This is a genomic window from Kitasatospora sp. NPDC056184, from assembly GCF_042268405.1.
GTDB lineage: Bacteria > Actinomycetota > Actinomycetes > Streptomycetales > Streptomycetaceae > Kitasatospora.
Genome location: NZ_JBHJUI010000005.1, coordinates 259,268 through 282,942 on the forward strand (window position 1 = coordinate 259,268; position 23,675 = coordinate 282,942).

Sequence of the window (23,675 nt, forward strand, 5' to 3'; positions counted from 1 at the left end):
CCGCACCAGGGGCCGCCGGGCCGGTCACGACTAGGCATCAATGACGGTGCACGACCCGCCGTCCGTCAGCGGGTTCACCGGGGCACGCACCCGGCGCCCGCCGCGGTGGCGCGCGCCCGGCGCGCGACGCCGCCGGTCCCGCACGTCCCGTGTCCGCCGGGCGGCCGCCGGGAACCGCGGCCGCATCCCCGGATCGATAGGGTTATCCGTTTAGGAAGTGAACACAGACGAGGGATTGACGCGAGCCCTGGCTCCAAGCAATATCTGTAGCGACCACGCGGGCGTGAGCCGCGCCCACCGCCGTGTTCGACTGATGAAGATTCCGGCTCCCCCGTGCCTACTGCCAGGCCGCCTCGACGCTGCGGCGGCCAGGTTCGGGCGGTGCCCGGACCGGCGGCCGGCCGTAGAGGGTCGGCCGGGCCGCCACCAGGCTGCCGGTGCCGCCCCGCACGGGGTCCGGCACCGGCGGTTCCGGCGTTGCGGACCTGCGCATTCCGCCCTTGCGCCGCCTCGGTAGACTCGGCCAGCGTGCCAGTCCTCCTCAGCATCGTGCTCCCGGTCCACGGGGTGGAGCGCTTCCTGCCGCGCTGCCTCGACTCCCTCCTGGCGGACACGCCCGCCGGCGAGTCCCGCTTCGAGGTGATCGCGGTCGACGACCGCTCCCCCGACCGCTGCGGCGCGATCCTGGACGGGTACGCGGCCCGCGACCCGCGCCTGCGCGTCCTCCACCTCGCCGAGAACCAGGGCCTCGGCGGCGCCCGCGCCGCCGCCCTCCCGGAGACCCGGGGCGACTACGTCTGGTTCGTCGACAGCGACGACTGGGTGCCCGAGGGCACGGTGGCCGCCCTGCTCGACGAGCTGACCGCGGAGGCGGAGCGCGAGGGCCGCGGCGAGCCGCCGGTCGACGTGCTGCTGACCGACTTCACCCACGTCTACCCCGACGGCGGCACCGAGCCCAACCCCTGGCGGCACGTGCTGGCCGGCTCCCCGCTCGCCGCGGGCTGCACGCTGGCCGAGCACCCCGCGCTGTTCAGGACCGTGATGTCGGTCTGGAACAAGGTGTTCCGCCGGGAGTTCCTGCTCGGGCTCGGCGTCTCCTTCGGCCGCGGCTACTACGAGGACATCTCCGTCACCTACCCCGCGCTGCTCGCCGCCGATCGGCTGCGCTACCTCGACCGCCCCTGCTACTTCTACCGGCGCGGCCGGGCCGGGGCCATCACCAGCACCGCCTCCGCCAAGCACGCCGACGCCTTCGCCCAGTACGACGCGATCTTCGCCTTCCTGGACCGGCCCGACCGCCCCGGCCGGCCCGTCCCGGAGGCGCTGCGCACCCTGGTCTTCGAGCGGACCGTGCAGCAGGCGCTCACCGTCTACGACACCCCCGGGCTGGTCCCGGTCGGGCTGCGGCCCGAGTTCTTCCGCCGGATCGCCGAGCACTTCGCCCGGCACCGCCCGGTGGGCTACCGCTTCCCCGGGGGCGTGCGCGGGGTGCAGTACCGGCTCGCGGCGCGCGGCGCCCGGCGCGCGTACGCGGAGCTGCGCCGCACGGGGCGGCTGCCGCGCGAGCTCAAGCGCGGGGCCAGGGCGGTGGCGCCGGCCCTGAGGAAGGGGGTGCGCAGCAGCGCCCGGTTCACCGCGTACAACGCCTTCCGCCGGATGCCGCTCGACCCCCAGCTGGCGGTGTACGCGGCGTACTGGCACCGCGGATACGCGTGCAGCCCGGCCGCGATCTACGAGAAGGCGAAGGAGCTGGCGCCCGCGATCCGCGGCGTCTGGGTGGTGGAGAACCGGACGCAGGCGGCGACGCTGCCGGACGGCGTGCCGTACGTCATCGTCAACACCCCGGCGTACCTGAAGGCGATGGCCACGGCGAAGTACTTCGTGAACAACGTCAACTTCCCGCGCACCATGGTGAAGCGGCCCGGCACGGTGCACGTCCAGACGCAGCACGGCACGCCGCTCAAGGCGATGGGCATGGACCTCAGGGACCACCCGGTGGCCGCGGACGGGATGGACTTCGACCGCCTCCAGGAGGCCGTCGACCGCTGGGACTTCCTGGTCTCCTCCAACCCGCACACCAGCGAGCACTTCGCCCGCGCCTTCCCCGGCCGCTACGAGATGCTGGACACCGGCTACCCGCGCAACGACCGGCTGGCCGACGCGACGCCGGCCGAGACGGCGGCGATGCGCGAGCGGTTCGGGCTGGCGCCCGGCAGCACCGCCGTGCTGTACGCGCCCACCCACCGGGAGGCGCGCGGCGGGTACGTGCCGCTGCTGGACGTGCGGGAGCTGGCGCGGCAGTTGGGGCCGGGGTTCACGCTGCTGGTGCGCACCCACTACTTCCACACCGGCGGCCCGGGCGACCTGACGGAGCAGGAGGGCTCCGCGCGGATCGTGGACGTGTCGGCGCACCCGACCGTGGAGGACCTCTACCTGGCGGCGGACGTGCTGGTCACGGACTACTCGTCGATGATGTTCGACTACGCCGTGCTGGACCGGCCGATCGTGGTCTTCGCGCCGGACTGGGAGGAGTACAAGCGGGACCGGGGCGTCTACTTCGACCTGTTCGAGCAGCCGCCGGGCGCGCTGACGACGGATCCTGCAGGGCTGGCGGCGGCGCTGCTGGCCGGGGACCCGGAGCCGGCGGCGCGGGCGGAGTTCCGCAAGCGGTTCTGCCCGTGGGACGACGGCGGGGCGGCGGAGCGGGTGGTCCGCCGGGTGTTCCCGACCACCGGCTGAGCCCCGCGGCGGCTCGGGCCCGGGACACCGCCGCTCCGGCCCGGGACGCTGCGGCCCGGGACGCTGCGACGCCGACCGACCGGGGAGGGCGGGCGCGCGTGAACGCGACGACGGGGCCCCGGGGGAACGCCCCGGGGCCCCGTCCGGACCGCGTCCGCGTCAGCCCTGGCGCGCGGCCAGGAACTCGTCGAAGGTCAGCTCGCCGTCGTGGTTGGTGTCCATCGTCCTGATGACGGCCTCGGCCACGGCGATCGAGGTGGTGAGGTCGCCGAGCTCGCGGGCGACCAGCGCGTACTCGGTGGCGGTGATCCGGCCGTCGCCGTTCACGTCGTACTTGTCGAACGCCGCGCGGATGTCGTTGACGTCTGCCATGGGTCCCTCCCTGGGGTGATCAGCAGCTGATGTGTATTTCCGACGGCCGTACCCTACCCGGCCGTGGTGAGCGCCACGGTCGGCGGGAGTGGACGGCCGCCGGGGTGGGTGTCGTAGTCTGCGGGTCTGATCCCGGCCCGGCCGGGCCCATCGAACGCCGCTCGTCGTAACCCCAGGCCCGGGCACCTCTCGGGCGTGCTCGTCCAGGGAGGGACCATGCTCGATCTCGTCACCAGGCTGGTGCTGAAACCGCTCGCCCGGGGGATCTGGCGGCCCACCATCGAGGGCCTCGGGAACGTGCCGCGCAAGGGCGGCGTCATCCTGGCCAGCAATCACCTCTCCTTCATCGACAGCGTGGTGATCCCGCTGACCGCGCCGCGCCGGGTGCACTTCCTGGCCAAGGCCGAGTACTTCACCGGCACCGGTCTCAAGGGCGCGCTGTCCCGCGGCTTCTTCCAGGGCATCGGCGCGGTGCCGGTCGAGCGCGGCACCTACCGGTCCGCGCAGGCCTCGCTGGAGCGGGCGCTGGAGATCCTGGAGGACGGCAAGGCCTTCGGCATCTACCCGGAGGGCACCCGCTCGCTGGACGGCCGGCTCTACCGCGGCAAGACCGGTGTGGCCTGGCTGGCCCTGACCGCCGGCGTCCCGGTGGTGCCGGTGGCGCTGGAGGGGCCGGAGGGGATCCTGCCGGTCGGCAAGCGGGTGCCGCGGCTCAAGAAGGTGACGGTCCGTTTCGGCGAGCCGCTGCACTTCGACGAGCTGCACGGGCAGGCCCGGTCGCTCAAGGCCCGCCGCCAGGTCACCGACGAGGTGATGGCGGCGATCCAGCGGCTCTCCGGCCAGGAGGTCGTGGAGACGTACAACGAGGTCCCCAAGGCCGCCTGACCGGAGGAGTCCGGAGGCCGGTCGGCCGGAGCGGCCGGCGTCAGGGGGCGGCGTCAGGGGGCGGCGGCCGCGACCGGCGACTCCCGGCGCAGCAGCGCGGCGTAGCGGCCGTCCGCCGCCAGCAGTTCCTCGTGGGTGCCGAGTTCGGCGACCTCGCCGCGGTCCAGGACGGCGATCTGGTCGGCCGCGCGCACGGTGGAGAGCCGGTGCGCGATGGTGATGGTGGTGCGGCCCGCCGCGAGGGTGTCGATGGCCTCCTGGACCGCGCGTTCGGTGCTGTTGTCCAGCGCGCTGGTGGCCTCGTCGAGGATCAGCACCGGCGGGTTGCGCAGGATGGTGCGGGCGAGCGCGAGGCGCTGCTTCTCCCCTCCCGAGAAGCGGTAGCCGCGCTCGCCGACCAGGGTGTCGTAGCCGTCCGGCAGGGCGGCGACGGTCTCGTGGATCCGCGCGGCCCGGGCGGCGGCGACGAGCTCCGCGTCGGTGGCGTCCGGCTTGGCGAAGCGCAGGTTGTCGCCGACCGAGGCGTGGAAGAGGTACGTCTCCTGGGAGACCACGCCCACCGCGCGGGCGAGGGTGTCGAAGGACAGCTCGCGCACGTCGACCCCGTCGAGGGTGACCCGGCCGCCGGTGACGTCGTAGAGCCGGGGCACCAGGTAGCTGAGCGTGGTCTTCCCGGAGCCGGTCTCGCCGACCACCGCGAGCGAGCCGCCGGCCGGGATCCGCAGGTCCACCCCGCCGAGGGTGGGCCGCTCCTGCTCCGGGTCGTAGCGGAAGTCGACGCCCTCGAAGCGGACCTCGCCGCGGACGGTGTCCAGGGTGACGGGGTGCTCCGGCTCGTCGATCTCCACGGCCAGGTCGAGGTACTCGAAGATCCGCTGGAAGAGTGCCAGCGAGGTCTGCACCTGGACGCCGGTGGCCAGCAGGCCGACGGTCGGGCGGAACAGGCCCTGCTGGAGCGAGACGAAGGCGACCAGGGTGCCGACCGAGACGATCGGGGCGCCGCCGGCCGCGGTCATGCCGGCCGCCCAGTAGATCACCGCGGGCATCGCGGCCATCACGATCTGGATGGTGTTCATCCGCCAGCGGCCGGCCATCGAGGCGCGCACCTCCAGCTCGGCCAGCCGCTCGGACTGGCCGGTGAACTCGCGGGAGAGCGAGTCGGCGCGGCCCATGGTGCGGCCGAGCAGGATGCCGCTGACCGAGAGCGACTCCTGCACCGCCGAGCTCATCGCGGCGAGCTGCTTCTGGCGCTCACCGGTGATCTTCTTGCGTTCGTTGCCGACCCGGCGGCTGATCCAGACGAACACCGGCAGGAGCAGCAGCGAGACGACAGTCAGCCTCCAGTCCAGCGCCACCATGGCGACCACCGAGGCGATCACGGCGGTGAAGTTGGAGACCAGGGAGGTCGCGGTGGAGGTCACCGTGGACTGCATGCCGCCGATGTCGTTGGCGATCCTGGACTGCACCTCGCCGGTGCGGGTGCGGGTGAAGAACGCCAGCGACATCCGCTGGAGGTGGCCGTAGACGGCGGTGCGCAGATCGTGCATGACCCGCTGGCCGACGGTGGTGGAGATCAGGGTCTGCAGCACGCTGAAGATGCTGTTGACCACGGCGGCGGCGACCATGCCCAGGACCAGGGCGGTCAGCAGCCCGGTGCGGCCCTGCGGGATCGCGGTGTCCAGGACGGCGCGCAGCAGGAACGGCGTGGTCACCGACACCACGGCGGAGGCGGCGACCAGCAGGCCGACGACGGCGAGGCGCCCGGAGTAGGGGCGGAAGAGCGCGAGGATGCGGCGCCACGGGGTCGGCGGGCGCGGGTCGCCCTCGGCGCGGGCGGGCGGGGTCCACTGGATGCCTTCGGGGCGCACGGCGGGCAGCCTCCCTCGGACGGCCGGGCGGGCGCGGCGCCCGGGGGCGCGCGCCGACGGCGGGTGGGCGGTCGGGCGGTCGCCAGCATAACGAGAGAGGCTCATAGTTAGCAAAGCTAATAGTGAGAGGCCCTCCGCGATGTCGGCCCGGACGCCCGGACGCCCGGTCGCACCGTCCCGCCGCCGGCCCGGGCCGCGGCCGCGGCCCCGGTGGCGCGCCGCAGGCCTCAGGTGGTGCGGTAGGTGCGGGCCGCCTTGGAGGAGACGCCGCCGAGCTTCCCGGACGGCAGCACCCGGGCGATCGCCACCGCCAGCTTGTAGCGCTTGCTCGGAACCGAGACCGAACGTCCCCGGGCCAGGTCGCGCATCGCCTCGTCGACCACCCGCTCCGCGGACAGCCAGCCCCAGGCCGGGATGTTGTCGGTGCCCATGCCGGCCCGCTGGTGGAACTCGGTGCGGGTGAAGCCCGGGCAGAGCGCCATCAGCCGCACCCCGGTGCCGCCGAGGTCGCGCATCACGCCCTGGGTGAAGCTCACCACCCAGGCCTTGCTCGCCCCGTACGTGCCGCGCGGCAGGAACGCCGCCACCGAGGCCACGTTGACGACGGCGCCGCGCCGGCGCTCGCGCATCCCCGGCAGGGCCGCCGTGGTCAGCCGCAGCACCGCCTCGATGTGCACCTTCAGCATGTCCAGCTCGTCCTGCAGCGGCACGGTGGAGAACGCGCCCCGGTTGCCGAAGCCGGCGTTGTTCACCAGCAGGTCCACCGGGCGGGCACCGTCGGACAGTCGGGCCTCGACGTCCGCGATGCCCTCGTCGGTGGCCAGGTCCGCGCCGAGCACCTCCACCTCCACGCCGAACCTCCCCCGCAGTTCCGTGGCGGAACGTTCCAGCCGCTCGGTGTCCCGGGCCACCAGGACGAGCCGGTAGCCGCTCCGCGCGAACCGGCGGGCGAACGCGGCTCCGATGCCGGCGGTCGCGCCGGTGATCAAGGCAGTGGTCATGCAGCGACCGTATCTACTCCCGAGTACCCGCGACAGCCCGGTGGCACCGCTGCGCCGCGCCGGAGTGCCTCTCCGTGACCGCGGTGACGGAGCGTACAGGGGTGGCGCCGGTCGGTTCGCACTCGTATCGTCGATCGAGGGGGGCACCGCCGGACCAGGCGGTGGAGATCCGATGAGGAGGCACTCAGATGCTTGCTCAGACCACCCGTACCACGCGGGCGCCGCTCGCCACGCAGGCCGAGATCGACGCGCTCGGTACGTTGATCACGGAGGACGAGGCGGCCGTCAGCGACGCGCCCACGTACCAGCCCGAAGCCGCGGGCCTGCTCCTGCTCCTCGGGCTCCTCCTGCTCTCGCCGCACAAGCAGCCCAAGGAGAAGACCCGGTAGACCCCCGGATCCCGGTCGACCAGGTCGAGGCCTCGACCTGGTCGTCGGCCGGACCGAGGCCTCGACCGACCGGTCCCGAAGGTCCTGAGCACGCTCCAGACAGGAGAATCCCACTCCATGCCGTTCGCCGACACCACACTCCGCGACGAGTACGCGGCGGCCGTCGAGCGAGTGGCGGGCCGGGTCCTCGACGCCCTCCGGGGCGCCGGGGACCCGGCCGCGACCACCCGCCCCTCCGCCCCGGGCACCGCCCGAACCGCCCACGCCACGCCCGAGGGCCCCCTCCCGGCCGAAGGCCCCCCGGCCAGAGCCGAACTGGCCGCGGTGCGCGTCCTGGGGCCCGACCTCTTCGCCCCCTGGCTGCTCGCCGGCCTGCCGCTCGACGGCCCGACCGCCGACACCGCGGCCGAGGCCCTCGACACCTTCCCGATGAGCGCGGCCTCCCCCGCGCCCGGCGGCACCGCGGCAGGCCCGGCCCCGACGGGCGCCGCGCTCGCCAACGCCTGGCGGGACCGGGCCACCGCGCAACTCGTCGAACTGGCGGGCCGCCCCCTCCCGTCACCGGGCCCCGACCCGGTCCGCCCCCCGGAACCGGCGGCGGGCGACTGGCCTCAATGGTCCGTGGCCATGGCCCGGCTCTCCGCCCTCGCCCTCCCCCGGCTCGACGGTCCCGTGCACGAACTGGCCCGCCGCCACTCGCTGACGCTGGCGCGCGGCGTCACCCGCTCCATGCTCCGCCGCGACTACCGCACCGCCGCCCGGCTCTCCCGCTGGCTGGCCTGGAACGAGGCCGACGGCGGCCCGGCACACCTGGAACTCGGCCCCGTACTGGACCGGATCCGCGCGGTCGGCGACGGCAGCTCCCGCATGTGGCTCGAACTCGCCATCACCGACCTGCTGTCGGGCGCCGGCACGACGGCCGCCGGAACACCCTCACCGCCCGCGCGGCCCACGAACCGGCCGGCGCACGGGCACACCGGCGAATCCCCGGACGGAGCGGCGGCATGACGGACAGTCAGATCATCGGCATCGCCCAGCAGGTAGGCTCCAAGTCGCTGCGCTGGCTGCACTCCTATTACGAGAGCGGCCTCGGCGGCTTCCAGGAGGACGTCACCACCGACCTCGCCAATCCCAACGAGATCTACAAACCGCTCGGCGAAGTCGCCCTGGCCACCGGCCTGCTGCTGCGCGAGGGGGTCGCCGGAGCCGACGACACGCGGATCGCCCGCCAGGTCATCGACCTCGCCTGGGCCGAACTGCGCGAGGGGGACCTGCTGTACGACCGACAGCTGCGCTACCCGCTGATGACCGACCCGCTGGAGGTCTACGTCCACTTCGCGCGGGCCGGCTTCCGTCACCCGGCCCTCGAGGAGCAGTTGGCGACGCTGAACCGGCTGCACTCCGTCCGGGCGGCCGAACAGCTCCCCAGCCGCCGCCTGGCCTCGGCCAACGCCCGGCGCGTGATCGGCCTGGACCAGCTGGAGGACTGGGACGAGCTCGCCGCCGCCACCTGGCTGGGCGCCACGCCCGAGCCGTGGATCATCGACTGGCTCACCGCCTACTACGTCACGCACTCCGTCTTCCACCTCACCGACTGGGGCGCCCGCCCCGAATGCCTGCCCGCCCACATCCGCGACTACCTGCGCGACTGGCTGCCGGCCTGGCTCGACGTGTGGCAGGAGGTCGGCCACTGGGACCTCGTGGGCGAACTCCTCATCGTCGCCGCCTGCATCGGCGAGCTCGACCACGGCACGACGGGCTGGGCCGCGCTGGCGTCCGCCCAGCAGCCCGACGGGCTCCTGCCCAAGGACGCCAACACGGCGACGGAGGGGGATCCCGCCCAGTTGCTCACCGACCACGGGCACACCGCCGTGGTCGCCGTGGTCGCCGCCACCACCACACTGGCCCGGGCCCTCGGCGGCACGACCGGGGTGTCCGCGGGTGTGCCGGCGGTGGCGGCCGGAGCGCCGCCGGAGAACTAGGTGGCGTCCCGCGGAGGAGCCGCCCTGGATGCCCCCGGCACCTGGGGCGAGCGGGAGTTGGCGCGGCTGGTCCGCGCCGCCGGGCCGGGTGCGAGCGCCGTGACGCTCGCCGTGGCCCAGGGCGGGCGCCGGGCGGTGCGGTGCTCCGGACGGGTGGACCACACCGCCGGCGAACCCTGCACTCCCGACACCGTCTTCGAACTCGGTTCCATCACCAAGACGTTCACCGCCCTGCTGCTCGCCGACCTGGCCGCACGGGGCGAACTCGCCCTCGACGACCCGGTGGAGCGGCACCTCCCGGCCGACTGGCGGCCCGCCGACGTCCGGCACGGCGGGCCGATCCGGCTGCTCCACCTGGCCACCCACACGTCCGGGCTCCCGCGACTGCCCCCGGGGCTGCTGACCAGCGCCGTCGCGGCCTGGAGCAGCAACCCGTACGCCGCGTACGGCGAAAGGCGGCTGCGGGCCGGCCTCGCCCGGACCACCGTGCGGCACCGGCCCGGAGAACGGTTCGGGTACTCCAACTTCGGGGTCGGGCTGCTCGGGCGGCTGCTCACCGAGGCGGGTCGCGGCGCCGGCTACGCCGAACTGCTCGCCGACCGGATCTGCCGCCCGCTCGGGATGCGCGCCACCACCTGCTCGCCCGACTCGCCGCACCGGGCGATCGGCCACCGGCACGGGCGGCCGCTGCCGCCGTGGCGCATCCCCGGCCTCCCGGGCGCGGGCGCCGTCCGGGCCAGCGGCGCCGACCTGCTCCGGTACCTGTCCGCGCATCTGCGGGCGGGCGAGGGCGGGTCGCCCTACGGGGACGCCCTGGGGGACGCCCTGCGGGAGGTGCAGCGGCCGCGGCTGAGGCTTCCGCGATCGGGCGACCAGCTCTGCCTGGTCTGGAACCATCGGCGGACCCAGGACGGCCGCGAACTCCTCTTCCACTCCGGCGGCACCCGCGGCTGCACCACGCTCATCGCGTTCTGCCCGCAGACCGCCACCGCCGTCGCCGCCCTCTGCAACGCCGGCCCGAGCCGGCGGGGCAACTTCGCGCAGGCGGCCTACGACGTCTTCAAGCAGTTCGCCCGGGGGGTGGGCGGGGAGTGAGACGGGACGACTGACAGATGACAGCTGACAGATATTGAAATCTGTCAGCTGTCATCTGTTATCTGTCAGCTGTCAGTCGTCAGCCGCCGTTCGTCAGTGCCGATCGGAGCGGGCCGCGGTGTCGGCCGCTCCGCCGGCGCCGACCGCGCGCAGGCGGGTGGCGGCGGTCGCGGCGAGCTGGGGAGCGAGGCGGGCCACGTCGCGGGAGCCGGTCAGGGCGATCAGCGACGGCAGGGCCCAGCGGACCGGCTGCATGCCCCGCAGCCAGGCCTGGGCGTAGACGTGGGCGGAGCGCCGCGCGATCCCGGCGACCAGGCGGTCCACCGCCGGCTCCAGCGGGTACGTCTTGTTCGCCGGCCACGGCAGCCGGGAGCGCATCTGCTTGAGCACGGCGTCCTCGTCGGCCCCGCGCACCATGTCGGTGTCGGTCCAACTCAGGTAGCCGACACCGACCTTGACGCCCTCGTGGGCGACCTCGGCGCGGATCGCGTGGGCGAAGGCCTCCACCCCGGACTTGCTCGCGCAGTACGCGCTCATCAGCGGCGCCGGGGTGAGCGCGGCCAGCGAGGCGATCTGCAGCAGGTAGCCGCGGCTCTCGGCGAGCACCGGGAGGAAGGCCCGGGCGGTGGCCACGCTGCCGAGCAGGTTGACCTCGATCACCCGGCTGAACGCCCGGTGGTCGTTCTGCAGCAGCGGGCCGCCGATCGCGATGCCCGCGTTGGCGACGACGGTGTCGATCCGGCCGTAGTGCTCCTTGATCCGCGCGGCGAGCACGGTGAGCGCCTCGGCGTCGGTGACGTCGACCTCCCAGGCGGTGGCGTCCGGGCCGCACTGCGCGGCGACGGCCTTGAGCTCCTCCGGCTCCAGACCGACCAGCGCGACCTTGGCGCCGCGGCGGGCGAGGGAACGGGCCAGGGAGGCGCCGACGCCGCGCGCGGCTCCGGTGACGACGGCGACCTGGGCGGAGAGCGGCGGAGTGGCGGTCATGCGACGGCGGTCCTCTCGGGGTCGGTGGTGGTCTCGGGACCGGTGCCGGCCTCGGAGTCGGCGGCGGCCGCGCCGTCGGGGGCGCTCCCGCCCCCGCCCGTGCGGGCGCCCGGCAGATGGGCGGTCGCCATCCGGTCGATCTCGGCGGCGATCTCCGCCGGCCGCTCGATCGGCGCCATGTGGCCGACCCCGGGCAGCAGGAGCAACCCCTGCGGGTCGGCCAGCGCCGCGACCATCCGGTGCGCGTGCACCGGCGGGGTGAGCCGGTCCTCGGCACCGACCACGACGGACGTCGGCGCGACGAGCCGGGCCAGCCCGGCGCGGACGTCCAAACGCTCCAGCACCCGGGCCCAGTTGGCCCGGACTCCGGCCGGGCAGGCGTGCACCATCCGGACCGCCACCTCGATACGGGCCGCCGGTGCGCTCGCCCCCATGATCCCGTACCCGAGCCCGGCCCGGGTGAGCGGACCGACCGGTCCGAGCGGCAGCCGGGAGCGCAGGATCTGCCGGTGCAGGAAGCGCCGCACCCCCGGGGAGCGCACCACGCCCGGGACCACGCGCAGTTCGTCGACCAGGTCGGACGGCCCGGTGGAGACCAGGACGGCGGCCGCCGTGCGCTCGGCGACCTCGGGCCGGGCGGAGCCCGCCATGACGGTCATACCGCCCATGCTGTGGCCCACCAGCACGGCCCGCTCGCCCTGCGGGACGACCCGGGTGAGCACCGCCGCGAGGTCCTCGGCCAGCGCGCGGGTGGAGTAGCGCACCCGGCTCGGCGGGATCTCGCTGCGGCCGTGGCCGCGCTGGTCGTAGGCCACCACCCGGTACCGGTCGGCGAGCCGGTGGATCACCGGCGCCCAGAAGTGGGTCGAGCAGGTCCAGCCGTGCGCGAGCACCACCGTCGGGGCGCCGGGCCGGCCGTGGACCTCGACGTGCAGCCTGGTCCCGTCGGCCGAGATCACGGCCAACTCGTCCGCAGGAACGGGCTGGAGGCATTCGGCGGGGATCGAGAGGCGGCTCATACCAGGACCTCCCCGGCCTCGGCGGTGGTCCCGGGCAGGCCCGGGCGATTCTCCTGACGGAGGATCAGTTCGTATTCGGTGAGGTCGACCTTCCGGGTGGCGCGGCGGAACGAGGTGGTCGATCCCGGCCAGAGCACGGTGTTCTTGCCGCTCTTGTCCAGGTACCAGCTGCGGCAGCCGCCGGTGGTCCAGACGGTGCGGTCCATCCGGTGCTGGAGTTCGAGGTTCCAGCGGCGCTGCGCCCGGGCGGTGGGCTGCATGGCGGTCGCACCGATGCTGTCGAGCTTGGTCAACGCGTCGATCATGTAGTTGAGTTGGGACTCGATCATCAGGATCATCGAGCTGTTGCCGAGGCCGGTGTTGGGGCCGATGACGAAGAAGAAGTTCGGGAAGCCGTGCACGGTGGAGCCGCGCAGCGCTTCCATCCCCTCCTTCCACTCCTCGGCGAAGCTGGTGCCGTTGACCCCGAACACCTTGGAACCCATGGGCATGTCGGTGACGTGGAAGCCGGTGCCGAAGACGATCGCGTCCACCTCGCGCTCGCTGCCGTCGGCGGCGACGAGCGTCGAGCCCCGCACCTCGCGCAGACCGCCGGGCACCACCTCGGTGTTGGCCGCGGCCAGCGCCGGGTAGTAGGTGTTGCTGAGCAGGATGCGCTTGCAGCCGATCCGGTAGTCGGGGGTGAGCCGGGCGCGCAGGGCCGGGTCGGCGACGCCGTCCGCGATGTGCCGTTCGGCGATTCTCTGGACCAGCTTGAGCAGGCCGGGCCGCCGGACGAAGGCGTCCACCTGGATCTCGCGCAGCGCGAACAGGGCGCCCCGGCGGACCTTGGCGGTGAGCGGGAACCGGCCGTGCAGCCACTTCTCCAGCTCGCTGATCGTCCGGTCGCGGCGCGGCAGGACCCAGGCCGGGGTGCGCTGGAAGACCGTCAGCTTCCCCACCTTCGGCTGGATCGCCGGGATGATCTGGGCGGCGGAGGCGCCGGTACCGACCATCGCGACGCGCTTTCCGGCGAGTTCGAAGTCGTGGTCCCAGCGGGAGGAATGGAACACCTTGCCCGGGAAGGAGTCCAGGCCGGGCAGGTCGGGGATCTGCGGGTCGGCGAGTGGTCCGGCGGCGGAGACGACGGCGTCGGCGGTCCAGCGGCCGGCCGTCGTGGCGATCCGCCAGATGGTTCGCTCGGCGTCCCAACGGGCCTCGACGACCTCGGTGTTGATCCGCAGGTGGGGGCGGAGGCCGAAGACGTCGGTGACCTTCTCCAGGTAGGCGCGGATGTCCGGCTGGCCGGAGAAGCTGCGCGGCCAGTCCGGGTTGGGGGCGAAGGAGAAGGAGTAGAGGTGCGAGGGGACGTCGCAGGCGCAGCCGGGGTAGCTGTTGTCGCGCCAGGTTCCGCCCACCGAGTCGGCGCGCTCCAGGATGACGAAGTCCGTGATGCCAGCGCGGCGCAGCCGGACGCCCGCGCCGAGGCCGCCGAAGCCGGAGCCGATGACGGCGACCCGGACGTGCGGGACGGGCCGGCCCTCGGTGGGCCGGTCCTCGGCAGACGCGGCCTGGTCGGGGACGGTCGCGTCGGCGTCGGACGCGCTGGGGCGGGGGCGCTTGGTGCTGGATGCCATGCGGCGTCCTCCTGGAGGGTGGGGCGCGTCGCCGTTTCGGGCGGGGCGCGGGTCACGCCAACCATGCCAGCAATCACTGGCACGGTTGGCAGGGTAGCCCTTGTTGACAGTTGATGGAAGAAGCCCGACCGAGCCGATCGGACGATCGCCGGTCCTATGCTGAGCGCCGTGGACAAGGTCGAAGGTGCTGCCGAGGACAGACAACACGAGTTCCGGGTGGAGGAACTGGCCGAAGCGGCCGGGATCACCACCCGCACGCTGCGTTTCTACCGCGAGCGGAAGCTGCTCCAGGCGCCCCGCAGGGAGGGGCGGATCGCCTGGTACGGCGAACACCACCTGGCCCGGCTGCGGATGATCGCCGAACTCCTGGACCGCGGGCACACCTTGGGCGGGATCGCCGAGCTCATCGGCGCCGGCGAGAGCGGGCGGGACGTCGCCCAGCTGATCGGCCTGGAGGCGGCGATCATCGCGCCGTGGTCCGACGAGACGCCGGTCCACCTCGACTGGGACGAGCTGAAGGCGGCCCTCGGCGACCAGCTCACCGAGGAGAACACCACCGAGTCCATCGACCAGGGCTTCATCACGGTCGAGGAGGACGGGATCACCCACGTCAGCCGGCGGCTGATGGACGCCACCACGGCGCTCGTCGCGGAGGGCGTACCGCTCTCGGCGGTACTGGAGGCCAGCCGGCGAACCCAGGAGCACGTGACGGCGATCGCCGAGATCTTCACCTCCGTGGTGCGCGAGCACCTGCTCGGCGCACTGACCGCCGACACTCCACTGCCACCCGGCGAGGCAGCCCGGCTGACCGAGCAGGTCCTGCGCATCCGCCCCCTCGCACGCACGGTCACCGACGCCCAGTTCGCGCTGGCGATGGACCGCCAGGTGCAGGCCACGTACGACGGACTGCTCCGCCAGCGCATGGAGCAGCACGAGGGCGACTGACAGCTGACAGCTGACAGCTGACAGCTGACGAAATCTGTCAGCTGTTATCCGTCATCTGTAATCTGTCAGTTGTCAGCCGTCATCGCGGCCGCCCGCACGCGTAGCGATCCGCGCCGCCGGGCAGGGATGGGACGCCTCGCCGTCTGCCTCCGGAACGGAGTCGCCCGATGCCCGACGCCCCCGCCCGCTCCCTCCCCGCGACCACGGCCACGGCCACGACCCGCCGCCGGCTGCTCACGCTGACCGCCGGGCTCGCCTCCGGGCTCGCGCTCACCGCGTGCGGGTCCGGCGGCCCGGCGACGGCGAGCGGATCGAGCGCCCCGGAAGGGCGCGTCGTGCGGCACGCGCGCGGGGAGAGCACCGTCCCCGCGCGGGCCGGCCGGGTCGTCGTCCTGGACACCGACGCCCTGGACTCCGCCGTCACCTTGGGCATCACCCCGGTCGGCGCCACCACCGTCACCGCCGGCGCGCCGCTCTCCGCCTACCTCCCCGCCGAACGGCTCGCCGGGATCAAGGCCGTCGGCACCATCGGCTCACCCGATCTGGAGGCCATCGCCGCCCTCCGCCCGGACGTCATCCTCAGCAACCAGGTCCGCGACGACAAGCGCTACGACGAGCTCTCCAAGATCGCGCCGACCGTGCTGAGCAGGACCACCGGCCCCGTCTGGAAGGAGAACGTCCGGCTGCACGCCGAGGCCCTCGGCCGCCAGGCCGAGGCGGCCGCCGCCGAACAGGCGTACCGGGCGAAGCTCGCCGAACTCGTCACCGCGCTCGGCGGGCCGGAGAACGCGGCCGCGCTCAAGGTCGAGATGGCCCGCTTCCTCGCCGGTGCGCCCACCCGCCTGTACCTCAACGACACCTTCGTCGGCTCGATCCTCACCGACCTCGGCGTCGGCCGCCCCGCCAACCAGAACAAGCCCGGCTTCTCGATCGAGATCAGTCCCGAGCAGGTCGACCAGGCCGCCGCCGACGTCATCTTCTACTCGGTCTACGGCGACGCGGCCAAGTCCGACCAGGGGAAGATCGTCGGCGGCACGCTGTGGAAGAGCCTCGACGCCGTCCGCACGGGCAGGGTCTACCAGGTCGACGACAACCTCTGGATGCTCGGCATCGGCTACACCGGCGCCGGCCGGATCCTCGACCAGATCCGCCACCACCTCACCGGCTGACGGCGGCCCGGCCTACCATCCGATCATGATGGAAGGTACGAAAGTACGGCTGCGCGCCCTGCGCGCCGAGGACGCCGAGCACCACCTCCGGTGGCGCAACGACCCCGAACTGATCCGGCAGGCGGCGGCCGGTGACCCGCGCTTCGGCCCGACCACCGCCGAGGCACTGGCGGAGCGGTTCGGCCGGATCCTGCGGCTCGATCCGCGCGAGGCCGGCATGCTGACCGTCGAGGAGACGGCCGGCGGCCGCCCGATCGGCCTGGTCGACTACCGGGGCCTCGACCTGTACGAGGGCGTCGGCGAGGTCGGGATCGCCATCGGCGAGCGGGAGTTCTGGGACCGCGGCTACGGCTCCGAGGCCCTCGGCCTGCTGGTGGACCACCTGTTCGGCGCGTTCCCGCTGCACCGGCTGGAGCTGGACACCTGGAGCGGCAACGCCCGCGCCGCCCGCGCGTTCACCCGGCTCGGCTTCCGCGAGGAGGGCCGCCGACGGGCCGCCGTGCTGGTGGGCGGGGTCCGCTACGACCGCCTGCTGTTCGGCATGCTCCGCCAGGAGTGGGAGGAGCGGCGGCGCCCCGGACCCCCCGGTCCTCAGGACGGCTCCGGCGGCCTCCTCACCGGCTCCCCCGACGAGGCCGACACATCGGGTGCGCCCGGACCTCGTAGCGCCTCCACCGCCTCCTCCAGTGTCTCCCACGCTCCCGACGTCGAGTCGGACGCCCCGGAGACGAGCACGGCCGTCAGGTAGACCTCGCCCGGCAGCCGGGGCGGTGCCCACGACGGGTCGGCGAAGGCGTGCAGCCGCCCCTCGGTGAGCGCGAACCGGGGCAGCGCCACCCCGAACTCGGCGGCGAGCGCGGTCAGCAGGCCGTGCTCGCCCTGCCGGCCGTGGGCGTGCGGACCGAAGTGGCGGTCCGGGTCGAGCGCGGGCGGGACCTCCGCCGCTCCGCTGCGGCCGATCTCCGAGCCGCGCACGGTGAAGCCGTACCGCTCCTCCCCGCCCTCCGCCACCGACAGGTGGAAGAAGCCCTCCTCCGGTACGACGAACACGGCCACGGCGCGCCCGCCCGTCCGGCCGGAGGCGGTCGCGGCCGGGGTCCCGATGCGCGGCCCCGGCGTCACCGGCGAGGTCCGTGCCTCGAAGGCGAAGCTCCAGCCGGACCCGCCGTCGCCGCCCGCGTGGCCGACGACGGCGGGCTCCGGGTCCTCGGAGGAGAAGACCGTCCGGTCCCGGTCCCTCTCGGCCTCCCAGCGGGTCGCGGGCGGTGCCAGCACCGTCCCCTCCCCCGCGAGGACGGCCGGCAGCGCGTCCGGGGCCACCCCCTCCACCAGCACGAAGCGGTAGGGCCGGGGCCGGCCGGACCGCGGTTCCAGGGCGAGCCAGGCGAGCCCGTCGCCCGAGGCCTCCGCCTCCTCCCCCGACGGCTCCTCCCCCGCCGTCTCCCCCGCCGCCGTGCCCGGCAGGCCGCGCGGCACGGCCAGCAGCTCCCGCCCGCGCTCCGCCGTGAGCAGCGGCCCGAGCAGCGGGTCCGCCAGCAGCCCGACGGGCGCGAGGTGGTCCGGCCCCACCGGCGTCCACCGGGGCAGCGCGACGCGCAGCGTCCGCCAGGCGGCGTCCGTGCCGCCCCAGCGCGCCTGCTCCCTCGCCCGGTCGACGGCCTCGCCGAACGGACCGGCCGCGGTGTAGCGGTACTCGTGCTCGCGCACCTGCCGGAGCACCTCGTCGGCCGCGGCCCGCGGCTCGCCGCCGTCCACCCGCAGCGTGTAGCCCCACACCGTGCTGTCGTGCCCGTTCCGCACGTGCCGGGCCGCGAGCACCGGCACCACCTCGCCGAGGTAGGCCGGATCGCGCGGCAGGTCCCCGAACGTCGGCTGGGGCCCCTGCTGCCTGAAACAGCGCAGCTGGTCGAGCAGGCCGGCGGCGCGCGGCCGTCCGAAGACGACGGCCTCGGCCAGCGCCCGCTCCGCCCGTTCGTGCTCCCCGGCCAGGGCGTCCAGCCGGGCCGCCTCGACGCGCGCGTCCTGTTCGCGGGTGGTGGCGTTGACGAAGCGCTCGTCGTCCCGGTGGGCGGCCAGGCGGTGGAACTCCTGGTGCATGGCCAGCATGAACGCCCGGAACGACGGGTAGCGCTCGGGCGGCGCGGCCCGCCACGAGGCGTAGCAGTACACCGCCCACTCGCCGTCCGCGTCGACGTCGCCCGGGTCGAGCAGGACGAGCGTCAGGTCCGACTCGACGTCGAGCTGCAGGGCCCGGTGCCACATGTCCGCCGACTCGTCGTCCTCGAAGTACTCGCTGATCCCGTCGGCGTCCCGGTGCCAGCGCGCGCCGTCCGCCCCGGCCAGCCGGAACACGAAGCCGCCGGCGTGCCGCCACCCGTCGCTCACCGCGAGGAACTCCCGGTACGACGGCGGCAGCACGCATCCCAGCTCCGCCTCGGCCGCCGCGATCCGCTCGGCCGGGGCTCCCTCGAACCCCAGCCAGCGCGCCCGCCACGCCTCCTCGTCCCCGTCCCGGAGCCCGGCCGGGTCGGTACACGCTCCGGCCCACTCCTCGCTCCACCGCACGAGGAAGGGCCGCCAGTCGAACGCCTGCTCCGTCATGGCCGCGATCCTTGCACGCACGACTGACAATCCCCGGCGGAGCGTCAGGTTCCCCGTCGCGAACCGGCATCGATCGCGGAACGCGGTCCCGCGCGGGGCCCGGCGGTTCCTATGCTGGCCGTGGCAGGGACCGGTACCGCACGCCGGGCCCGGACACCGAGGGGGAACCTCGCACATGGACCAGGTCCTGGAACTCGCGCGGACAGCGGGCCCGGCGGTCACCGGCCTGCTGCTCGGCCCGTCGTGGCGGCGGGTCCGCGACGGCGTCGTCGAGCTGTGGCACGAGGTCGCGCCGGAGCAGGGCGAGGCGATCGGCGCCGCGCTCGACACGGCGCGCGAGGTGCTCGGCGCCGCGCAGGAGCGGGGGGACGGGGGCGCGGCGGCGCGCACCGGGCAGGAGTGGGAGCAGCGCTTCACCTGGCTGCTGCTCCGGAGCCCGGAGCTGGCGGACCGGCTTCGCGCCCTGCTGGCGGTCGACCGGCCCGCGCCCTCGACGGGGCCCGTCGTCAGCGGGGAGGCCCAGTTCGGGCAGGCGATCGGAGGCGGGAGCGTCTACAACGCGCGCGGCGACATCTCGATCACGACGTGAGCACCGGAAGCGCCGGAAGCACCGGGCACCCCGGACACCCCGCCGGCGGCCAGGCGGGGCACGTGGCGGGCGGCGGCCACTCCCTGAACGCCGGCGGCAGCATCACCATCACCCAGGCGGCACCGCCCCCACCGCCGCGCCGGCCCCGGGCGCGGGCCGCCGCCCTGTGTGCCGCCCTGTGCGCCGCCCTGGTCTGTGCCGCGGTGCTGGGCGCGCTGGTCGAACGGAAGCTGGCGGAGCGCGACTCCGCCGGCCCCGCCGCCGAGGCCGCCGCCGCGAGCCCCTCGGCCTCGGGCGGCGCCTCCGCCCGGACGCCGTCACCGGAGCCCACGCCGGCCGCGCCCCCGGTGACGACCGCTCCCCCGGCAGCCGCCGACACGGGCTTCACCGTCCCGCCCGCGGCCGGCGGTCCTTCGCCCTCCCCGACGGCCGCGGCCGCGGAGGCCGTCCGCTTCGAGGGGACGGTCCGGCTCACCGCCTCGGTGGACCTCGACGGGACACCGCCGAGGGTGCTGAGCGAGGACGAGCCCCCCTTGATCAAGGGCTTCGGCGTGAACTACCTCCTGGACGCCGGCGGACAGGGGGCGACCGCCGCCAACAGCGGAGGCCTCGTCCCGGTCACCGGCGCGGCCGCCCCGACCCGCCGGCAGTGTTCCGACCTCCTCAGCACGCAGGCGTCGCACTCCCTGCCGATCGAGCCGACGACGAGGTTCTGCGCCCGGACGGTCTTCGGGCGGATCGCCCTGGTCACCGTGGGGGAGTTCAGGCCTTCCGGGTACGGCCGGGGCGCCTTCGAGGCGACGGTGCTCGTCTGGAACGGCACCGACTAGAGACGCGTCTCCGGGCCGTGCCGGGCCGGACGGCGGCGCCGGGGCGTGCATCGCGGGGCCGCGACGGGGGCATGCACCCCGTCGCAGCGTTCCTGTGCGGGAAAGGGGTCGGGATGGCCAGGCGTGACTATGAGGACGAACCGGGGGCACCGGCGGCCAACAGTCTGGTGCCGGCGGCTTCGGTGGTCGTCGTCGAGGAGGGCACCGGTCGGGTGCTGCTGCAACGGCGGGTGGACAACGGGATGTGGGCGCTGCCCGGGGGGACGATGGAGTTGGGCGAGTCGATCGGCGAGTGCGCGGCCCGGGAGACCTTGGAGGAGACCGGGATCGAGGTCGTCGTGACCGGGATCGTCGGCACGTACACGAATCCGCGCCACCTCATGGCGTACGACGACGGCGAGGTGCGCCAGGAGTTCTCGATCTGCCTGCTCGGGCGGCCGGTCGGGGGTGTGCTGCGGACGTCCGACGAGTCGTACGAGGTCGGCTGGTTCGCGCCGGAGGAGACCGACCGGCTTCCGATGGTGGCGAGCGTGCGGAAGCGGCTCACGGACTGGCGCGGCAGCGGCGGGCCGGTGGTCCGGTGAGCGGCGGGTTCGTGCTCCGGGTGCTGACGCCCGCCGATCCCGTCGACTGGCCGCTGTGGCGGGACGCCCGGCTGGCGGCGCTCGCCGACGCGCCGGACGCGTTCAGGGTGCGGCTGGCGGACTGGTCGGCGGGGGGCGAGGCGGAGTGGCGGGCCCGGTTCGCGCGGGCGGACGCCGTGCACGTGGTCGCGGTGGCGGCGGACGGGCGGCCGGCCGGGTTGGCGGGCGGGGTGCCCGGGCTGGACGACCGGGGCGCGGTGAGCGAGCTGCGGTCGGTGTGGGTCGGGCCGCGGGCGCGCGGGCGCGGGGTGGGGGACGGGCTGCTCGCCGCCGTCGAGGCGTGGGCGCGGCGCCGGGGCAGCACGTCGCTGCGGCTCGCCGTGCTGTCGGGCAACGCGGCCGCCGTCGCGCTGTACCGGCGGCACGGGTTCGTCGACGCGGAAGCGAACGGGGAGGACAGGGAGGGCCGGGAGGACGGGGAGGACCAGCAGCACGGCGCGGCGGAGCGGGTGATGGTCAAGCGGCTCAGGGCGTGACCGGCCCGGCCGCGGCGAACGCCCCCCGCAGGCGGGCGAGCAGGGCCCTGGCGGCGGGGCGGGCCGGTCCGGCGGCGGGCCAGGCGAGGGCGACCCGGCCGCGCGGTTCGGGCGCGACCAGGCGGCGGACGTGCAGGCCGAGGGCCTCGGCGGCGCCGGGCGCCGGCTGCGGCAGGACGGCGACGCCGAGGCCGCGGGCGGCGAGGTGGGCGAGCAGCGGCGGGGTGGAGGCCTCGAAGGCGACGCGCGGGTGGACGCCGGCCTCGGCGCAGGCCCGTTCGAGCGTGCCGCGCAGGCCGGTGCCGGGCGGCAGGCCGATCAGCGGGTGGTCGGCGAGGGCCGCGACCGGGAGCGGGCCGGGGTCGGCGGCGAACGGGTGGCCGGGGGCCGTCGCGGCGACCAGCGGCAGGTCGACGACCAGGTGGACGTCGAGGCCGGGCGGCGGCTCGGCGCTTTCCAGGCCGACCACGGCGAGGTCGAGTTCACCGCTCCGCAGGGCGGTGAACATCCGCTCCGAGGTCGACTCGCGCAGCGAGATCTCCACCCCGGGGTGCTCGGTGTGGAAGGCGGCGAGCACGGCCGCGAGGTCGAAGCCCCGCTGGTCGGAACCGCTGGGAACGCCCGCCACCATCCCGACCGCGACCTGCCCGGTCAGCAGTCCGGCGTGGGCCTGCGCCGTCTGCCGCACGCCCTCGACGGCGGCGAGCGCCGCCCGCGCGTAGGGCAGGACGGCCGCGCCCGCCTCCGTCGGGGTGACCGAGCGCCCAGTGCGGTCGAGCAACTGCTGGCCCAGTTCGCGCTCCAGTTGGCGGATCTGCGCGCTGATCCCGGGTTGCGCGAGGTGCAGGCGCTCGGCCGCCCGGGTGAATCCGCCCTCCTCGACCACCGCCACCAGGTACCGCAACTGCCGAAGCTCCATAACCCCTGATTCTAGGGATCAGAAGAACCAGCTCTTGGACTTCTGGCCGCTCCGTCCCGCAGCCTGGTGACCATGCAGCACTCCCACACGTCCGGCACCGCCGACCTGCGATCCGAGATCGCCACCGAGCGGCGCGAACTCGCCGACGTCCTCGACGGCTTGTCCATCACGCAGTGGAACTCCCCGTCGCTCTGCACCGGTTGGCGGGTGCGCGAGGTGGCGGCGCACATGAGCATGGGCTTTCGCCACCGGATCCCGCGGATCGCCGTCGAGCTGGTCCGCTCGCGCGGCAGTCTGGACCGGATGACCGACCGCTTCGCCCGCCGCGACGCCGGCGCGCTCACCGCGGCCCAACTCGCCGCCGCCCTGCGGGACAACGCGGACCATCCGTGGACGCCGCCGGTCGGCGGACTCGCCGCCGCGCTGGGGCACGACGTCGTGCACGGCCTGGACATCACCGTCGCGCTGGGCCTGTGCCGCCGGGTGCCGGCCGAGCGGCTGCTTCCCCTGCTGGCCGAGGTCACCCCGCGCACCCTGCGGTTCTTCGGCGCCCGCCTGGAGAACGTCCGGCTGCGCGCCACGGATCTCGACTGGTCGTACGGAAGCGGTAGTCGGACGGTCGCCCGACCGGCCGAGGAGTTGCTGCTTCTCGCTTACGGGCGCCGCGTTCCCGGGGTCGACATCTGACCGGAAGCGTCCGATTCGCGGTCAACCAGGGGTAAAGTCAGCGGGCATGGTCGAATCGACGGTTCCGATCCTCCCCTGTCAGGCCCTCCCGCCAGTGCTCGAGTTCTACACCGCGCTCGGCTTCGAGGTGACCCTCCATCAGAAGAGCCCCAGCCCGTACGCCGTTGTTCAGCGCGGCGCCATCCAACTGCACTTCTTCGGCATGAAGAAGTACGATCCGGGCACCTCCTACAGCACCTGCCTGGTCCGCACGGACGACGTGGACGCGCTGCACGCCGCCTTCCAGGAAGGCCTGCGCTCCGCCTACGGGCGGGTGCCGACCAGCGGCCTGCCCCGGCTCGGCCCGGTCGGCGACACCTCGCACGGTGTGCGGCAGTTCCTGGTGACCGACCCCGGCGGCAACTGCCTGCGGATCGGCCAGCCGATCCGCGCCGACCAGCGGCACCGGCCGTCCCCCGAGGAACCGTTCGCGAAGGCGCTGCACCACGCGGCGCTGTTCGCCGACTCCAAGGAGGACCCGGCCGCGGCCGCCCGGGTGCTGGACCGCGCGCTGGCCCGGCCGGACGGCCCGCCCGCACCGGTCCTGCTGTTCCGCATCCTGGCGCTGCGCGCCGACCTGGCGCACCGCCTCGCGGACGGCGCGAGCGCCGAGGCGTTCACCCGGTGGGCCGAGCGGGTCGCCGCCGAACTGACCGAGGAGGAACGCGAGTCCGTCCTCGACGACCTCAAGCGACTGGCGGACGTCCTGCTCTGATCCACCATCAGGCGCCTCCCGATCGCCGCCCGGGGGTCCCTGACCGGCGCGAACGGCGCGCACGGTGTGCACGGCGCGCACGGCCGAGGCGACCGGCCCCGGACGGCG

At 74.6% G+C, this 23,675-nt stretch carries 23 protein-coding genes and 1 pseudogene; 15 read left to right on the forward strand and 9 right to left on the reverse strand.

What is annotated here, in order from left to right:
• Positions 1-337 precede the first annotated feature (337 nt).
• A complete protein-coding gene (locus ACFC0B_RS13130; RefSeq protein ID WP_350542761.1) occupies positions 338-463 on the reverse strand; it encodes a hypothetical protein in 126 nt (41 codons plus the stop codon).
• A 65-nt stretch (positions 464-528) separates the two neighbouring features.
• Between ACFC0B_RS13130 and ACFC0B_RS13135 the strand changes: the two genes are divergently transcribed.
• Positions 529-2,739, forward strand: a complete 2,211-nt coding sequence (locus tag ACFC0B_RS13135; protein WP_376085551.1) for a CDP-glycerol glycerophosphotransferase family protein — start codon at positions 529-531, stop codon at positions 2,737-2,739.
• A 159-nt stretch (positions 2,740-2,898) separates the two neighbouring features.
• Here ACFC0B_RS13135 and ACFC0B_RS13140 read toward each other — a convergent pair whose 3' ends face one another.
• On the reverse strand, positions 2,899-3,111 hold the full coding sequence (locus tag ACFC0B_RS13140; RefSeq protein ID WP_376085554.1) for an EF-hand domain-containing protein: 213 nt from the start codon (positions 3,109-3,111) through the stop codon (positions 2,899-2,901).
• 216 nt (positions 3,112-3,327) lie between these two features.
• Between ACFC0B_RS13140 and ACFC0B_RS13145 the strand changes: the two genes are divergently transcribed.
• Positions 3,328-3,996, forward strand: a complete 669-nt coding sequence (locus tag ACFC0B_RS13145) for a lysophospholipid acyltransferase family protein (protein WP_376085556.1) — start codon at positions 3,328-3,330, stop codon at positions 3,994-3,996.
• Between the two features lie 53 nt (positions 3,997-4,049).
• Here the strand turns inward: ACFC0B_RS13145 and ACFC0B_RS13150 are convergent, their stop codons facing one another.
• Positions 4,050-5,864: an ABC transporter ATP-binding protein gene (locus tag ACFC0B_RS13150; RefSeq protein ID WP_376085559.1), complete on the reverse strand. Its 1,815-nt coding sequence runs from the start codon at positions 5,862-5,864 to the stop codon at positions 4,050-4,052.
• A gap of 227 nt (positions 5,865-6,091) precedes the next feature.
• Positions 6,092-6,865 carry an SDR family NAD(P)-dependent oxidoreductase gene (locus ACFC0B_RS13155; RefSeq protein ID WP_376085562.1) on the reverse strand — a complete coding sequence of 258 codons (774 nt, stop codon included), beginning with the start codon at positions 6,863-6,865 and terminating at the stop codon, positions 6,092-6,094.
• 188 nt (positions 6,866-7,053) lie between these two features.
• Between ACFC0B_RS13155 and ACFC0B_RS13160 the strand changes: the two genes are divergently transcribed.
• From ACFC0B_RS13160 to ACFC0B_RS13175, 4 genes are all read left to right on the forward strand, one after another.
• On the forward strand, positions 7,054-7,254 hold the full coding sequence (locus ACFC0B_RS13160; protein ID WP_376085565.1) for a hypothetical protein: 201 nt from the start codon (positions 7,054-7,056) through the stop codon (positions 7,252-7,254).
• A 117-nt stretch (positions 7,255-7,371) separates the two neighbouring features.
• Positions 7,372-8,262: a hypothetical protein gene (locus tag ACFC0B_RS13165; protein ID WP_376085568.1), complete on the forward strand. Its 891-nt coding sequence runs from the start codon at positions 7,372-7,374 to the stop codon at positions 8,260-8,262.
• Positions 8,259-9,236, forward strand: a complete 978-nt coding sequence (locus ACFC0B_RS13170; RefSeq protein ID WP_376085571.1) for a DUF6895 family protein — start codon at positions 8,259-8,261, stop codon at positions 9,234-9,236. Before ACFC0B_RS13165 ends, ACFC0B_RS13170 begins: the two co-directional genes overlap by 4 nt.
• Positions 9,237-10,331: a serine hydrolase domain-containing protein gene (locus ACFC0B_RS13175; protein ID WP_376085574.1), complete on the forward strand. Its 1,095-nt coding sequence runs from the start codon at positions 9,237-9,239 to the stop codon at positions 10,329-10,331.
• 93 nt (positions 10,332-10,424) lie between these two features.
• Here ACFC0B_RS13175 and ACFC0B_RS13180 read toward each other — a convergent pair whose 3' ends face one another.
• Genes ACFC0B_RS13180 through ACFC0B_RS13190 form a run of 3 tightly spaced genes read right to left on the reverse strand, consistent with a single transcriptional unit; the run spans position 10,425 to position 13,953 of the window.
• A complete protein-coding gene (locus tag ACFC0B_RS13180) occupies positions 10,425-11,318 on the reverse strand; it encodes an SDR family oxidoreductase (RefSeq protein ID WP_376085577.1) in 894 nt (297 codons plus the stop codon).
• Entirely contained in the window at positions 11,315-12,337 is a 1,023-nt protein-coding gene (locus ACFC0B_RS13185) for an alpha/beta fold hydrolase (RefSeq protein WP_376085580.1), read from the reverse strand. The genes ACFC0B_RS13180 and ACFC0B_RS13185 overlap by 4 nt, the downstream gene beginning before the upstream one ends.
• On the reverse strand, positions 12,334-13,953 hold the full coding sequence (locus ACFC0B_RS13190) for a flavin-containing monooxygenase (RefSeq protein WP_376085582.1): 1,620 nt from the start codon (positions 13,951-13,953) through the stop codon (positions 12,334-12,336). The genes ACFC0B_RS13185 and ACFC0B_RS13190 overlap by 4 nt, the downstream gene beginning before the upstream one ends.
• A 168-nt stretch (positions 13,954-14,121) precedes the next feature.
• On the opposite strand from ACFC0B_RS13190, the gene ACFC0B_RS13195 reads away from it, so the two are divergent.
• The 3 genes and pseudogenes from ACFC0B_RS13195 to ACFC0B_RS13205 all read left to right on the forward strand — a co-directional run.
• A complete protein-coding gene (locus tag ACFC0B_RS13195; RefSeq protein ID WP_376085585.1) occupies positions 14,122-14,898 on the forward strand; it encodes a MerR family transcriptional regulator in 777 nt (258 codons plus the stop codon).
• Between the two features lie 167 nt (positions 14,899-15,065).
• The gene (locus ACFC0B_RS13200) at positions 15,066-16,067 is read left to right on the forward strand and encodes an ABC transporter substrate-binding protein (protein WP_376085588.1); all 1,002 of its coding nucleotides are present in this window, start codon (positions 15,066-15,068) and stop codon (positions 16,065-16,067) included.
• A 28-nt stretch (positions 16,068-16,095) separates the two neighbouring features.
• Positions 16,096-16,587: pseudogene (locus ACFC0B_RS13205) on the forward strand (GNAT family N-acetyltransferase); the annotation flags it as partial.
• Positions 16,588-16,658: 71 nt separating this feature from the next.
• On the opposite strand, the gene ACFC0B_RS13210 reads toward ACFC0B_RS13205, so the two are convergent.
• Positions 16,659-18,668 carry an SMI1/KNR4 family protein gene (locus ACFC0B_RS13210; protein ID WP_376085591.1) on the reverse strand — a complete coding sequence of 670 codons (2,010 nt, stop codon included), beginning with the start codon at positions 18,666-18,668 and terminating at the stop codon, positions 16,659-16,661.
• A 175-nt stretch (positions 18,669-18,843) separates the two neighbouring features.
• On the opposite strand from ACFC0B_RS13210, the gene ACFC0B_RS13215 reads away from it, so the two are divergent.
• The 4 genes from ACFC0B_RS13215 to ACFC0B_RS13230 all read left to right on the forward strand — a co-directional run bounded on the left by ACFC0B_RS13215 (position 18,844) and on the right by ACFC0B_RS13230 (position 21,207).
• Positions 18,844-19,257, forward strand: a complete 414-nt coding sequence (locus ACFC0B_RS13215; protein ID WP_376085594.1) for a hypothetical protein — start codon at positions 18,844-18,846, stop codon at positions 19,255-19,257.
• Positions 19,254-20,087 carry a hypothetical protein gene (locus ACFC0B_RS13220; RefSeq protein ID WP_376085597.1) on the forward strand — a complete coding sequence of 278 codons (834 nt, stop codon included), beginning with the start codon at positions 19,254-19,256 and terminating at the stop codon, positions 20,085-20,087. The genes ACFC0B_RS13215 and ACFC0B_RS13220 overlap by 4 nt, the downstream gene beginning before the upstream one ends.
• Positions 20,088-20,200: 113 nt before the next feature.
• Positions 20,201-20,671, forward strand: a complete 471-nt coding sequence (locus tag ACFC0B_RS13225; RefSeq protein WP_376085600.1) for an NUDIX domain-containing protein — start codon at positions 20,201-20,203, stop codon at positions 20,669-20,671.
• Positions 20,668-21,207: a GNAT family N-acetyltransferase gene (locus tag ACFC0B_RS13230; RefSeq protein ID WP_376085603.1), complete on the forward strand. Its 540-nt coding sequence runs from the start codon at positions 20,668-20,670 to the stop codon at positions 21,205-21,207. The genes ACFC0B_RS13225 and ACFC0B_RS13230 overlap by 4 nt, the downstream gene beginning before the upstream one ends.
• On the opposite strand, the gene ACFC0B_RS13235 is transcribed toward ACFC0B_RS13230, so the two are convergent.
• Positions 21,197-22,126 carry a LysR family transcriptional regulator gene (locus ACFC0B_RS13235; protein WP_376085605.1) on the reverse strand — a complete coding sequence of 310 codons (930 nt, stop codon included), beginning with the start codon at positions 22,124-22,126 and terminating at the stop codon, positions 21,197-21,199. The two genes, ACFC0B_RS13230 and ACFC0B_RS13235, sit on opposite strands and share 11 nt — an antisense overlap.
• A gap of 72 nt (positions 22,127-22,198) precedes the next feature.
• Between ACFC0B_RS13235 and ACFC0B_RS13240 the strand changes: the two genes are divergently transcribed.
• Positions 22,199-22,813 carry a maleylpyruvate isomerase family mycothiol-dependent enzyme gene (locus ACFC0B_RS13240; protein ID WP_376085608.1) on the forward strand — a complete coding sequence of 205 codons (615 nt, stop codon included), beginning with the start codon at positions 22,199-22,201 and terminating at the stop codon, positions 22,811-22,813.
• Between the two features lie 46 nt (positions 22,814-22,859).
• Positions 22,860-23,567 carry a bleomycin resistance protein gene (locus ACFC0B_RS13245; protein ID WP_376085611.1) on the forward strand — a complete coding sequence of 236 codons (708 nt, stop codon included), beginning with the start codon at positions 22,860-22,862 and terminating at the stop codon, positions 23,565-23,567.
• The last annotated feature ends 108 nt before the right edge of the window (positions 23,568-23,675 follow it).